The following is a 13989-nucleotide window of genomic DNA, read 5'->3' as shown; positions in this document are numbered from 1 at the left end:
GCAAAACGCATAATTAGCTCACTATAATCCAATCAGCAAGTTTCATAAATACCTTAGCTCAATACTCCTCTGAGATATTTATCAAAATAGGGATAAAAAAACGGGAAGTTTAAAAGACTCCCCGTTTCATCGTCTTATTTAACCATCTCTTTATAGAGGATTAAACATCTGTAAAGAAATTATTTTAAAACCTTATAGATAATGGTTTTATTTCCAATAACTTTACCCGTTATTTGTTCAGCTATTTTATCAAAATCATCTATATTGCTGATAATTACTGGGCTTATCATTGATTTGGCATTTGCATTTAAATATTCAAGATCAAGTTCTAAGATAGGTTGACCTAACGTTACCTCAGCACCTTCTTCAACTAAACGTTTAAAGCCTTTACCACTCAGTGCAACAGTATCAATCCCCATATGAACAATGATTTCAACACCGTTGTCAGTTTCAAGACAAAATGCATGGTTTGTCTCAAAAATCTTCACAACAGTACCCGCTGCAGGTGCCATCACAATATTTGATGTTGGTGTAATCGCTAAACCATCACCCACAACACCACTTGAAAAGGCTTCATCTGGAACATCTTTTAATGCTACAACTTCACCATCAAAAGGCGCTACCATTTCAAGAATGACTTTCGCTTGAGCATTTGTCTCTTTTTCTGGTGCTTTTTCTTTTGTTTCTACTGGGGCGTGTTTTCCTTCATAAGCAGCAACAGGCCCTTGCGTTAAAACATCATTCATCGCACTTGCAACTAATTCAGCACGAGTACCGATAATAACTTGAACACTTTGTTTATTTAAACGAATAACGCCGGATGCACCTAAATGTTTCGCATATCCATCATTAACTAATGCGGAATCTTTAACGTTTAAGCGTAAACGTGTGATACAAGCATCAATCCCAGTTAAATTATCAGAGCCACCAATTGCCGCGATATAGTGACGCGCTTCTTGTTGAATTCCTTCTTTACTATTGCTTGGCGCTTTTATATCTTCATCATAGCCATCGGCTGTTTCATCACCAATAACGTCATCTTCACGACCAGGTGTTTTCAGGTTGAATTTGGTGATAGTGAAACGGAAAATACCGTAGTAGATAAAGAAGAACACAATACCCTGAACGATCAGCATATACCAATGGACGGCAAGTGGATTACGTGATGATAAGAACATATCCACTAACCCTGCACTAAAGCCAAATCCTGAAATCCATTCCATACTTGCTGCGATATAAACAGAAATCGCCATTAAGAATGCGTGGATAACATAAAGCACAGGTGCTACAAACATAAATGAGAATTCAAGCGGTTCAGTAATACCAGTGAAGAAAGCAGCAAAAGCACCTGCTAACATAATACCCGCGACTTTCGCTTTATGTTCTTTACGAGCACAGTGATAAATCGCTAACGCGGCACCTGGTAAACCAAACATCATAACAGGGAAGAACCCCGCTTGATAACGACCAGTTATACCTACTGTTGCTAAACCTGAATCAATTGCTTGCTGACCTGCAAGGAAGTTAGGAATATCGTTAATACCTGCCACATCAAACCAGAATACGGAGTTTAAGGCATGGTGTAGACCAACAGGAATTAATAAACGGTTAAAGAATGCGTAAATACCTGCACCCAATGCCCCCATATCTTTAATACTTTCACCAAAGCTGACTAACCCACCATAAATAACAGGCCAGATATACATCAGAATAAAGGCGACGATGATCATTAAGAATGACGTTAAAATAGGAACTAAACGACGCCCGCTAAAGAATGAAAGTGCGCGAGGTAGCTCAACACCGCTAAAGCGATTATATAGCTCAGCAGATAAGACACCCACAAGAATACCTACGAATTGGTTATTAATTTTACCAAATGCAACGGGTACTTCTGCTAGTGGAATACCTTTGATCATTGAAACAGCAGCTGGTGAACAGAGTGTTGTGACGACTAAAAATGCCACAAAACCCGTTAAGGCAGCCGAACCATCTTTGTCTTTCGACATACCATAAGCTACACCTATAGCAAACAAGACTGACATATTGTCGATGATTGCAGCACCAGATTTGATAAGTAGAGCTGCAAGGGCATTATCATTACCCCAGCCCACTGGATCAATCCAGTATCCAATCCCCATCAGAATTGCAGCTGCAGGTAATGTAGCGACAGGCACCATCAGCGCCCGCCCTATCTTCTGCAGATAACTTAAAATATTCACACACTCCCCCTCGGATAGCCCCTAGATTAGGATCTTTTGTATACTCATTTATATTCTATAATAAAATTTATTAGCTAATTAATTATTTCTATTTCAGTCTAAAAAAATTATTTTGTATCGCAAATTAATTAGTCATAATTTGTGACTACAATCACTAATATTGTATATTTTTTGACTAAAACGCTAGCTAAGTCAGAAAGCTTATTTTATGATTAAAAATATCTTTTCGAGAAACGGTTCATTCATTGGCTAAAAATGAAAGGAATTTCATGTTATAGATGAGCGACTGATAACCAGATTTTAATGATAATTCCAATGATTATCAGATTTGTCTTTTTTCTAAGAGGTTACTATGAGGTTAATCCCTTTAGCTACAGCAAAACAAGTTGGCACGTGGTCTGCTAACTATATCGTTGAAAAAATTAATGCCTTTAATCCAACGCCAGAATGTCCTTTCGTTTTAGGTCTGCCTACTGGTGGTACGCCACTTGCAACATATAAAGCGTTAATTGAACTACATCGCGCAGGAAAAGTTAGCTTTGAAAATGTCGTCACTTTCAACATGGATGAATATGTAGGTATTCCTTCTGATCACCCACAAAGCTATCGTACTTTTATGTATGAGAACTTTTTTAACCATATTGATATAAAAGATGAAAATATCAATTTATTAAATGGCAATGCAGCTGATCCTGATGCGGAATGTGCTCGCTATGAGGCCAAAATTAAGTCTTATGGAAAAATAAACTTATTTATGGGTGGTGTAGGTAATGATGGTCATATTGCATTCAATGAACCAGCGTCCTCACTGACTTCTCGTACTCGCATAAAAACGCTCACCGAAGATACCCGTTTGGCAAACTCTCGTTTTTTTGACAATAATGTTAATCAAGTCCCAAAATATGCGCTTACAGTAGGTGTAGGAACATTATTAGATGCTGAAGAATTGATGATTCTAGCAACCGGTATAAATAAAGCTCAGGCAGTACATGCAGCAACAGAAGGCGCTGTTAACCATTTATGGACAATTTCCTGTGTACAGATTCATCCTAAAGCAATTTTAGTTTGTGATGACCCTGCAACTATGGAATTACGCGTTAAAACATTACGTTATTTCCAACAAATTGAAGCGCAAGAGTGCCATAAATATCAAGATTAAGTTTAGTCACTAGTACCCATATATCGCGTGTGGAGGAAAAGATTAAACTCTCTTTAATTATCAGCCAGCCATTACTGGCTGATATCGAATTTTTATCAGGAGACTAAGGTATGTTCGCCTTAACAAATGCTGTTATTTATACAGGTTATGACCGTTTAGAAAATCATGCCATTATTATCAACGGATCCCGTATTGAGCAGGTTTGCCCACAGGACCAACTGCCGAAAGATATTACTATTCGTGATATGAAAGGCGCAATTGTTTCTCCTGGATTTATTGATTTACAAGTTAATGGATGCGGTGGTGTACAGTTTAACGACACGCCAGAAAATGTCACTGTTGACACCTTGGAAACAATGCAAAAAGCAAATGAACGCCTAGGTTGCACCAGTTATTTACCAACATTAATTACTTGTTCTGATGAATTGATGAAAATAGGCATTGAAGCAACTCGCTTATATATGGCCAAGCATAAAAATAAAGTGCTAGGCTTACATTTAGAAGGGCCTTACATCAATATTATTAAAAAAGGTACGCATGATCCGCAATTTATTCGTCAGCCAAGTGCTGAAATGATTGACTATTTGTGCGATAACGCTGACGTCATTGCAAAAATCACATTGGCACCTGAAATGGTTGATGAAAAATATGTTCGCAAATTAATCAATGCAGGTATCACTGTTTCTGCGGGTCATTCAAACTCAACCTATGAAGAAGCACGTAAAGGATTCCGTAACGGTATCTCATTATCAACACACCTTTATAATGCAATGCCGTATATTTCAGGTCGAGGACCGGGTTTAGTTGGTGCTATTTACGATACACCAGAAGTTTATGCTGGTATAATTGCTGACGGTTTACATGTTTCTTGGGCAAATATCCGAAATAGTAAACGTTTAAAAGGTGATAAGTTATTATTAGTTACAGATGCCACAGCACCTGCTGGACTTGATCCAGATAAAAACGAAATGAATAGCTTCGTTTTTGCAGGTAAAACCATATATTATCGTAATGGTCTTTGTGTTGATGCAGATGGCACATTAAGTGGTTCATCTCTCACAATGATTGACGCAATTAAAAATAGCGTTATCCATGTTGGCATTCCATTAGATGAAACACTGAGAATGGCAACACTTTATCCAGCACGCGCAATTCATGCAGATAAAGAACTAGGTACAATTGAAGCGGGTAAAATAGCAAATCTCACTTCATTTGATAAGGACTTCAACCTTTGTACAACTTATGTCAATGGTATTGAAATAACTAATTCATAATAGGTGTCTATGCTGATGAGTCATAACAACACTGAAACGCAAATTGGTAATATCGATCTGGTTAAACAACTTAACAGTGCGATTGTCTATCGACTAATTGATCAACTCGGGCCTATATCCCGCATTCAAATAGCCGAACAGAGCCAGCTTGCACCAGCTAGTGTGACAAAAATTACTCGTCAGTTACTTGAACGCGGATTAATTAAAGAAGTTGATCAACAAGCGTCGACGGGTGGTCGTCGGGCGATTTCTATTGTCGTTGAGCATCGTAATTTTAACACGGTCAGTGTGCGACTGGGACGTAATGACGCCACAGTCGCACTTTATTCACTCAGTGGCAAAGTTATTATCGAACAACACTATCCGCTTGAGCAAAGAACACAACATGAAGTTGAAATGCTTTTAATGAATATGATTGATGATTTTATTAAGCAAAATCAACGTCGCATTCGTGAACTTATCTCTATTTCTGTTATTTTACCTGGCCTTGTTGATCCTTTTAAAGGCATTGTTCGCTATATGCCACATATGAAAGTCAATAACTGGGCATTAGTTGATAACCTAAAAAAACGCTTTCATATTCCTTGCTACGCAGGCCATGATATTCGTAGCTTAGCGCTTGCAGAAAATTACTTTGGTGCAACAAAAGATTGTGAAGATTCGTTATTAGTTAGAATACATCGAGGTGCTGGAGCGGGTGTTATTATTAATAACAAAATTCTACTCAATGAACGTGGTAACTTAGGTGAGATAGGTCATATCCAAATTAATCCGCTTGGTGAACGTTGCCATTGTGGTAATTTTGGTTGCTTAGAAACTATTGCATCAAACCCCGCCATAGAATCAAAAGTACGCCACCAGTTAGAACAAGGCTATCCTAGCCAGTATCTTTCATCGACACAGTGTCAGATTCAAGATATTTGCAAAGCAGCACTTAAAAATGATCCGCTTGCAGTTGAAACTATTAAACAAGTGGGTTTACATTTAGGAAAAGCAATTGCGATCGCAATAAATTTATTTAATCCACAAAAAGTCGTTCTCGCAGGTGAAATCACTGAAGCGGCTGATATTTTGTTGCCATCTATTCAAAGCTGTATTAATTCACAAGTGTTAAAAGAGTTTAGAGAAGGATTACCCGTTGTTACCTCTCAACTTGACCATCGTTCTGCAATTGGTGCTTTTGCATTAATAAAACGTGCCATGCTTAATGGAGAACTTCTTCAACAATTACTAGAAAAATAACAGAACGCTTAGAAAAAAGTCTGTAAGGACTAAAATAGGTCGTTTTCATTATGTTTATCGTAAAATACACTTAAAATTCAAGTGATAAACTTTTTGAATAATTAAACACATCACAATTTTATGATGTGTTTAATTAAGTGTCTAACATTCCTTTTTTAAGAAGCTATTTTTTCTATCTATATTCTATTTATCCTTCTCTTTTTCCTTTTTATTCATCGGTTACGTGCTTATTTAGTTTGATATTTTTTTCAACAACAAGGTTGTTTTTTGGATCTTTTTTCGACAAAATGATTAACCAGCGAGCAAACGAACACTTTTCTCGTAAATTAATGCAAAAAGCAGTTGACGGAATTGTCTGTAATACGCATAATGCGCCCCGCAACGCCGACGAAGGTTATGCAAAAAAAGATGGCTATGTAGCTCAGCTGGTTAGAGCACAACACTCATAATGTTGGGGTCACAGGTTCGAATCCCGTCATAGCCACCATCTTTTTGCGGGAGTGGCGAAATTGGTAGACGCACCAGATTTAGGTTCTGGCGCCGCAAGGTGTGCGAGTTCAAGTCTCGCCTCCCGCACCATTTAACCTCGTCAGATTTTATCAGTTGGGATATCGCCAAGCGGTAAGGCACCAGGTTTTGATCCTGGCATTCCCAGGTTCGAATCCTGGTATCCCAGCCATTTTACTGATAAGATCGATTACGTTGACATTGAATTAGCAGTTGGGATATCGCCAAGCGGTAAGGCACCAGGTTTTGATCCTGGCATTCCCAGGTTCGAATCCTGGTATCCCAGCCATTTTCTGCTAAGTTCAATATGGCTATGTAGCTCAGCTGGTTAGAGCACAACACTCATAATGTTGGGGTCACAGGTTCGAATCCCGTCATAGCCACCATTTTTTGGGATATCGCCAAGCGGTAAGGCACCAGGTTTTGATCCTGGCATTCCCAGGTTCGAATCCTGGTATCCCAGCCATATTTAGAAAGAGAGATTGTAGTTAAGTCTTTTTTTCACAAGGTTGTTGCGGAAGTGGCGAAATTGGTAGACGCACCAGATTTAGGTTCTGGCGCCGCAAGGTGTGCGAGTTCAAGTCTCGCCTTCCGCACCATTGATATATCAGTGCTTATCACTGAATCAGCAAAGAAGACTCGCAAAGCGGGTCTTTTTTGTTTTTGTCTCTCAAGTGGTTTTTTTCGATATAATTATTCTTTTCCCTTAGTTTCACTCAACATTCCATTTTTATTAATTCCTATTTTATTACTACAAATCAGTAATTATTAGTCACTCCGCTCTCTTTTGCGCTCTCTCTGTACAAACATTCATACAAATACTATACTCCCCTATAGTATAAATAAGGATTATGGATATGCCACACTCACCGATAGAAAAAAAAGCCGCATTAACTCGTGTCAGAAAAGTCAAAGGCCAGCTACTTGCTCTTGAGGCAGCTCTTGAAAATGAAGTGGAATGTGGCCAAGTACTACAGCAAATTGCCGCCATACGAGGCGCAATTAATGGACTGATGGCGAGTGTGCTAGAAAGCCATCTACGAGAAGGTTTAATGGATGCTATCGCATCACCAGAAGAGCAAAAGACTTCCGTTGATGATGCTATATCACTGATCCGCACTTACCTGCGTTAATAACAGAAGGAAACATCATGAAATCTCGTGCAGCCGTTGCATTTGGCCCTGGAGAGCCTTTAAAAATTGTTGAAGTGGATGTTATGCCACCAAAAGCGGGTGAAGTTCTGATAAAAGTCAGTCACTCTGGTGTTTGCCACACTGATGCATTTACATTATCAGGCAATGATCCTGAAGGTGTATTCCCTGCAATTTTAGGCCATGAAGGCGCTGGCGTTGTTGTAGAAGTAGGCGAAGGTGTAACCAGTGTTCAACCTGGTGATCACGTTATTCCTCTTTACACAGCGGAATGTGGTGAATGTTTATTTTGTAAATCAGGGAAAACCAACCTCTGTGTTGCAGTAAGAGAAACGCAAGGTAAAGGCTTAATGCCAGATGGTACAACGCGTTTTTCTTACAATGGTGAGCCCATTTATCATTATATGGGATGTTCAACATTCAGCGAATATACTGTTGTTGCAGAAGTTTCTCTCGCAAAAATAAACCCAAAAGCAAATCATGAAGAAGTTTGTTTATTAGGTTGTGGAGTAACAACGGGTATTGGTGCTGTTCACAATACCGCCAAAGTACAAGAAGGTGATTCTGTTGCCGTATTTGGTTTAGGTGGTATTGGTCTTGCTGTGATTCAAGGAGCAAGACAAGCGAAAGCAGGTCGCATTTTTGCCATCGATACCAACCCTGAAAAATTTGAACTAGCACGTCGCTTTGGTGCTACAGATTGTTTAAATCCCAATGACTACGATAAACCCATTCAACAAGTCATTATTGAACTCACTCAATGGGGTGTTGATCATACTTTCGAATGTATTGGTAACGTCAATGTGATGAGAGCAGCTCTAGAAAGCGCACATCGTGGTTGGGGTCAATCCATTGTTATCGGCGTTGCGGGTGCTGGACAAGAAATTTCGACTCGCCCTTTCCAATTAGTCACAGGTCGTTCATGGAGAGGTACTGCTTTTGGTGGCGTTAAAGGCCGTAGCCAATTACCTCAGATGGTTGAAGATGCGATGAAAGGTGATATTGAGCTAACACCATTTGTAACGCATACCTTACCGCTCGATAAAATTAATGATGCTTTTGATTTAATGCATGAGGGTAAATCAATCCGTACTGTTATTCATTTCGATTAATCATTCTCAGGTCTATGTTGATATTGGCATAGGTCTGTCTTTGTTATTTAAGGAGTCAAAATGGAAAGGATTGAACGCCATGCCTGCTTTGGTGGTTGGCAAGAAGTCTATAAGCATCACTCTGACACACTAAATTGTCAGATGAATATTGCTGTTTATCTTCCCCAATTAGAAGCAGCAAAGAAATACCCTGTTTTATACTGGCTATCAGGTTTAACCTGTAATGAGCAAAATTTTATTACTAAAGCGGGTGCTCAACAATTTGCAGCTAAACATAACGTAGTATTAGTTATCCCTGATACAAGCCCTCGTGGTGAAGACATTGCCGATGATAATACCTATGATCTTGGACAAGGTGCGGGATTTTATCTCAACGCAACACAAGCACCATGGTCAACACATTATAAGATGTACGACTATATCGTTAATGAGTTGCCTTCATTAATAGAATCCCACTTTCCTGTAAATGATAAACGCGCTATTAGCGGACATTCTATGGGAGGACATGGGGCGTTAATGATTGCACTGCGTAATTCAGCGCGCTATTGCAGTGTGTCGGCATTTTCACCAATAGTTGCACCCAGCCAAGTACCTTGGGGACAAAAAGCCTTCAGAGCATATTTAGGTGCGAATACCGAGGACTGGAAACAGTATGATACAATTGAATTACTAAAAGAAGCCAAAAACGTATTACCCATACGTATTGATGTTGGTTTAAGTGATCCTTTTTATCAAGAACAGCTCAAGCCTGAATTATTCGCTGAAGTTTGTGATAAAAATCAGCTCTCTTATGCGCTAAATTTACACCAAGGGTATGATCATAGTTACTATTTTGTATCCAGTTTTATTGGTGAACATATTGCTTTTCATGCCAAACATTTAAATGCTTAATCTTCTTGATGCGATGATCAGCCGATCATCGCATCAGCAATGTCTACAATCCTAAAGCATATCGCAGTGCAATTTCTTTTGCTTTACCTGCATTTTGCGCCACCATTAAGCCTAAATTTCTGACCATTTTTAAACCCGGTAAAGGGTGACTAAAAGCATGATAAAAAAGATCCATTCCTGCTTGCATAGCAAGATTATCAGGCATACGGCGACGTTGGTATTTTTTCAATAACGCCAGAGAATTCCAAGGTTCATAATGTTCTTTCGCATTAGCGACTAATTTTAGAAAACAATCAACATCACGATATCCTAAATTAACGCCCTGTCCTGCTAACGGATTTATGGTATGCGCAGCATCACCGAGTAAAATAATCCCTTTATCAACATAACGGCTAGCGTGTTGACGTGTTAATGGAAACGAGCCCGCTGCAATTGGCGTGACTTTCCCTAAACGCTCAGGAAATGCATGTGAAATTTCTTTTTCCAACTGTACCATTGGCATACTTTGTAGCTTTCTAATACGCTCTGGTGAATCATACCAAACTAAGCAAGCCCAATTATCAAAAAGTGGCAAATAAGCGCGAGGACCTGAAGGATAAAAACGTTGCCATGTCCCTTTTTCTGGTGGTAATTCTGTTTTCACTGTAATTAACATACAAGATTGGCGATATTGCCAGCCATTACTGCCAATACCGGCAAGTTGTCTCACTTGTGAATTTGCACCATCAGCACCAACAACTAATTGTGTGCTGATATTACGACCATCAGATAATGTCATATTCCATTGATTATCAGAATAAGACATATTACTTAAGCTATTAGGGCACAAAAGCGTGATATTGCTGTTTTTTTCTATTTCTTTCCATAGTGCCAGTTGTAATATACGGTTTTCGACCATATAACCTAATTCAGGCAATCCTAAACTTTTAGCATCAAAAACAACATGTGTATTTTCTTCTTCCCATGTTTCAAGAGTTAGGTAAGGTGCGCAACGCATGTCTAAAACATGTTGCCAGACACCTAGCTGTTTTAATAAACTTATTGATGCGCAACTAATAGCGGAAATACGAATATCAGGATGAGATGAGGCATTAAAAGGTGCTGGTGATTGTCGTTCAATCATTGCAACACGTAGCCCTTCTTGCGCAAGCCCTAATGCAGCGGCTGCGCCAATCATGCCTCCACCTGCGATGATTGCATCAAAATCGGTTTTTACTTTACTCATCATTGTTATGCCATAACTCATTACTTAGAAAATAATAGATAAGCGCTACTTATATTGAACGCCATAAAGAATTAGCGCCGACTTACTCTAGTCACTGACCACACAAATGACTACAATAACCGTCTTATTGACTTATTACACGCAACGTTTTCCAGTGACTTGCTTATTGTCTCACTGAAAATACCGGATTTACACAATGTCGCCGATAAAAAAACTGTACATCAAAACTTGGGGCTGTCAGATGAATGAGTACGATTCATCCAAAATGGCAGACCTACTCGAAAGCACTCACGGTTACCAGTTAACCGATGTTGCAGAAGAAGCGGACATTCTACTGCTGAATACCTGTTCTATCCGTGAGAAAGCACAAGAAAAAGTGTTTCATCAGCTAGGACGTTGGAAATACTTCAAAGATAGTAGACCCGATATTATTATTGGTGTCGGTGGTTGTGTTGCCTCTCAAGAAGGTGATTATATCCGTCAACGTGCACAATGCGTTGATATTATCTTTGGACCACAAACATTACACCGTTTACCTGAAATGATTAATCAGGTGAAAGGAACGAAAAGTCCTGTTGTCGATATCAGTTTCCCTGAAATCGAAAAATTTGATCGTTTGCCAGAGCCTCGTGCTGAAGGTCCTTCTGCATACGTTTCCATTATGGAAGGCTGTAACAAATACTGTTCATTTTGTGTTGTGCCTTATACTCGCGGTGAGGAAGTCAGTCGCCCTAGTGATGATATTCTTTTCGAAATTGCACAGCTTGCAGCACAAGGTGTTCGTGAAGTTAATCTATTAGGTCAAAACGTTAACGCCTATCGTGGAGCAACATTTGATGGTGAAATTTGTAGCTTTGCCGAATTAATTCGCTTAGTTGCTGCGATTGACGGAATTGATAGAATCCGTTTCACCACCAGCCATCCTATTGAATTTACGGATGATATTATTGCTGTTTATGAAGATACGCCAGAATTAGCCAGCTATCTACATTTACCTGTACAAAGTGGTTCTGATCGCATTCTAACATTGATGAAGCGCAATCATACCGCTCTTGAATTTAAGAGCATCATTCGCAAATTACGTAAAGCACGCCCTGATATTCTGATAAGTTCTGACTTTATCATTGGTTTCCCAGGTGAAACCCAAGACGACTTTGAAAAAACAATGAAACTGATTGCTGATATTAATTTTGATATGAGCTTTAGTTTTATATACTCAGCGCGTCCAGGTACACCAGCCGCTGATTTACCTGATGATGTGACAGAAGAAGAGAAAAAACAGCGTTTACATCTTCTTCAACAACGTATCAATCAGCAAGCAATGAGTTTTAGTCGCGCAATGGTTAATACAGTACAACGTGTTCTTGTTGAAGGCCCTTCACGTAAAAATGTGATGGAACTTTCAGGCCGAACTGATCATAACCGTGTCGTTAACTTTGAAGGTACACCAGATATGATTGGTAAATTTGTTGACGTTGAAATCGTTGATGTTTATGCCAATTCATTACGTGGTAAAGTCGTTAAAACAGAAGCACAAATGAGCTTACGTTCTCATGAATCACCACAATCCGTCATTGCACGTACTCGTAAAGAAGATGAATTAGGTGTTGGTGTTTATCAGCCTTAATTTGTCAGACTTAACAAAGGAGAATCAGTGTCAGTAATAGCACATACACAGGTAGCGACCCAAGAAATTTTCTTAGAACCCGCAGATAATGCCCGTTTAATGAGCCTTTGTGGACCATTTGACGATAATATAAAACAACTTGAACGCCGTTTAGGTATCGAGATAAACCACAGAGACAACCGTTTTAGACTAACGGGTAAATCGTTATGTGTGAATGCGGCAACAGCAATTTTACGTCATCTGTATGTGGAAACCGCACCTATTAAAGGTGCTATCCCTGATATCAACCCTGAACAGATCCATCTTGCAATCCAAGAAAGCCGTGCGTTAGAGCAAAGTGATGAACATGTTCCTGAATATGGTAAAGCAACGAATATTCGTACTAAACGAGGTGTTATTAAACCTCGTACACCTAATCAGGCTCAGTATATTGCAAATATCCAAACACATGACATTACATTTGGTATTGGACCGGCAGGTACAGGGAAAACTTATCTGGCTGTTGCTGCCGCTGTTGATGCTCTTGAGCGTCAAGAAGTACGTCGAATCTTGCTTACACGTCCAGCTGTTGAAGCAGGTGAAAAATTAGGTTTTTTACCGGGTGATCTAAGCCAAAAAGTCGATCCGTATTTAAGACCCCTTTACGATGCGTTATTTGAGATGTTAGGTTTTGAAAAAGTTGAGAAACTGATAGAGCGCAACGTGATTGAAGTAGCACCTCTTGCTTATATGCGAGGCCGTACACTCAATGATGCCTTTATCATTCTCGATGAAAGTCAAAATACGACCATCGAACAAATGAAAATGTTTTTAACGCGTATTGGGTTTAACTCTAAAGCGGTTATCACGGGCGACATTACTCAGATTGATTTACCTAGAGGGAATAAATCAGGTTTACGTCATGCAATTGAAGTATTATCTGATGTTAACGATTTAAGCTTTAATTTTTTCCACAGTGAAGACGTTGTACGTCACCCTGTTGTTGCTAAAATCGTTGTTGCTTATGAGGCGTGGGAAGTCGAAGACCAAAAACGTCGTCAAGCGATTAAAGCAGAAAAAGAAAAGCTTCAGAGAGAAAATCATGAGTGAAGTTATCCTTGATTTACAAATTGTGTCTGAAAATACACAAGGGCTTCCAACAAAAGCCCAATTTATGCAATGGTTAGAAGCCGTTTTGCCACAATTTCAGCCAGTTAGCGAAGTGACTATTCGTATTGTTGATGAAGCTGAAAGCCACGAACTCAATTTAACTTATCGTGGAAAAGACAAACCAACAAATGTGCTTTCTTTCCCATTTGAAGCACCACCTGAAGTTGAATTACCCCTGTTAGGTGACTTAATTATTTGTCGCCAAGTTGTCGAAAAAGAGGCAGCAGAACAGGATAAAACTGTTGAAGAACACTGGGCACACATGGTTATTCATGGATGTTTACATCTTTTAGGCTATGATCATATTGAAGATGATGAAGCAGAAGAGATGGAAGGTTTAGAGACAGAAATTTTACAGAAATTAGGTTATGAAGATCCGTATTTAATCGAAAAAGAGTAACAGTTCTCTTGTTTTTATGATAAATACTATATT

11 protein-coding genes and 7 tRNA genes are annotated in these 13989 nt (G+C 39.2%); 16 read left to right on the top strand and 2 right to left on the bottom strand.

Annotated elements, in window-relative coordinates; all coding sequences use genetic code 11:
• Nucleotides 1-179 precede the first annotated feature (179 nt).
• Nucleotides 180-2219 carry an N-acetylglucosamine-specific PTS transporter subunit IIBC gene (gene nagE, locus M983_RS13155; protein ID WP_066751676.1) on the bottom strand — a complete coding sequence of 680 codons (2040 nt, stop codon included), beginning with the start codon at nucleotides 2217-2219 and terminating at the stop codon, nucleotides 180-182.
• 352 nt (nucleotides 2220-2571) lie between these two features.
• Here nagE and nagB point away from each other — a divergent pair, with 352 nt between their 5' ends.
• The 13 genes from nagB (at nucleotide 2572) to fghA (ending at nucleotide 9555) form a co-directional block, all read left to right on the top strand.
• Nucleotides 2572-3378: a glucosamine-6-phosphate deaminase gene (nagB, locus tag M983_RS13150; RefSeq protein ID WP_066751673.1), complete on the top strand. Its 807-nt coding sequence runs from the start codon at nucleotides 2572-2574 to the stop codon at nucleotides 3376-3378.
• Between the two features lie 110 nt (nucleotides 3379-3488).
• On the top strand, nucleotides 3489-4652 hold the full coding sequence (nagA, locus tag M983_RS13145) for an N-acetylglucosamine-6-phosphate deacetylase (protein ID WP_066751670.1): 1164 nt from the start codon (nucleotides 3489-3491) through the stop codon (nucleotides 4650-4652).
• A 9-nt stretch (nucleotides 4653-4661) separates the two neighbouring features.
• Entirely contained in the window at nucleotides 4662-5894 is a 1233-nt protein-coding gene (nagC, locus tag M983_RS13140; RefSeq protein ID WP_083954604.1) for a DNA-binding transcriptional regulator NagC, read from the top strand.
• Nucleotides 5895-6304: 410 nt separating this feature from the next.
• Nucleotides 6305-6381 (top strand) — tRNA-Met (locus M983_RS13135).
• Nucleotides 6382-6388: 7 nt separating this feature from the next.
• Nucleotides 6389-6473 (top strand) — tRNA-Leu (locus M983_RS13130).
• A 25-nt stretch (nucleotides 6474-6498) separates the two neighbouring features.
• Nucleotides 6499-6573 (top strand) — tRNA-Gln (locus tag M983_RS13125).
• 42 nt (nucleotides 6574-6615) lie between these two features.
• Nucleotides 6616-6690, top strand: a tRNA-Gln gene (locus M983_RS13120).
• Between the two features lie 20 nt (nucleotides 6691-6710).
• A tRNA-Met gene (locus tag M983_RS13115) sits at nucleotides 6711-6787 on the top strand.
• A gap of 5 nt (nucleotides 6788-6792) precedes the next feature.
• Nucleotides 6793-6867, top strand: a tRNA-Gln gene (locus tag M983_RS13110).
• Between the two features lie 48 nt (nucleotides 6868-6915).
• Nucleotides 6916-7000 (top strand) — tRNA-Leu (locus tag M983_RS13105).
• 258 nt (nucleotides 7001-7258) lie between these two features.
• Nucleotides 7259-7534 (top strand): metal-sensing transcriptional repressor, encoded by a 276-nt coding sequence (locus M983_RS13100; protein ID WP_066751665.1) that lies wholly within the window; start codon nucleotides 7259-7261, stop codon nucleotides 7532-7534.
• A gap of 17 nt (nucleotides 7535-7551) precedes the next feature.
• Nucleotides 7552-8664: an S-(hydroxymethyl)glutathione dehydrogenase/class III alcohol dehydrogenase gene (locus tag M983_RS13095; RefSeq protein ID WP_066751663.1), complete on the top strand. Its 1113-nt coding sequence runs from the start codon at nucleotides 7552-7554 to the stop codon at nucleotides 8662-8664.
• Between the two features lie 60 nt (nucleotides 8665-8724).
• Entirely contained in the window at nucleotides 8725-9555 is an 831-nt protein-coding gene (fghA, locus tag M983_RS13090; RefSeq protein ID WP_066751661.1) for an S-formylglutathione hydrolase, read from the top strand.
• 43 nt (nucleotides 9556-9598) lie between these two features.
• Here fghA and ubiF read toward each other — a convergent pair whose 3' ends face one another.
• Nucleotides 9599-10783: a 3-demethoxyubiquinol 3-hydroxylase gene (gene ubiF, locus M983_RS13085; RefSeq protein ID WP_210433249.1), complete on the bottom strand. Its 1185-nt coding sequence runs from the start codon at nucleotides 10781-10783 to the stop codon at nucleotides 9599-9601.
• Nucleotides 10784-10976: 193 nt separating this feature from the next.
• On the opposite strand from ubiF, the gene miaB reads away from it, so the two are divergent.
• From miaB to ybeY, 3 genes are read left to right on the top strand one after another with little or no spacing between them, the layout of a single operon-like run.
• Nucleotides 10977-12407: a tRNA (N6-isopentenyl adenosine(37)-C2)-methylthiotransferase MiaB gene (miaB, locus tag M983_RS13080; protein ID WP_066751658.1), complete on the top strand. Its 1431-nt coding sequence runs from the start codon at nucleotides 10977-10979 to the stop codon at nucleotides 12405-12407.
• 27 nt (nucleotides 12408-12434) lie between these two features.
• Nucleotides 12435-13496 carry a PhoH family protein gene (locus tag M983_RS13075; protein ID WP_066751655.1) on the top strand — a complete coding sequence of 354 codons (1062 nt, stop codon included), beginning with the start codon at nucleotides 12435-12437 and terminating at the stop codon, nucleotides 13494-13496.
• Entirely contained in the window at nucleotides 13489-13956 is a 468-nt protein-coding gene (ybeY, locus tag M983_RS13070; protein ID WP_066751652.1) for an rRNA maturation RNase YbeY, read from the top strand. The genes M983_RS13075 and ybeY overlap by 8 nt, the downstream gene beginning before the upstream one ends.
• The last annotated feature ends 33 nt before the right edge of the window (nucleotides 13957-13989 follow it).

Origin of the sequence: Proteus myxofaciens ATCC 19692, from assembly GCF_001654855.1 — a bacterium.
Taxonomy (GTDB): Bacteria; Pseudomonadota; Gammaproteobacteria; order Enterobacterales; family Enterobacteriaceae; genus Proteus; species Proteus myxofaciens.
This window is presented reverse-complemented; position numbering and strand designations above follow the sequence as displayed.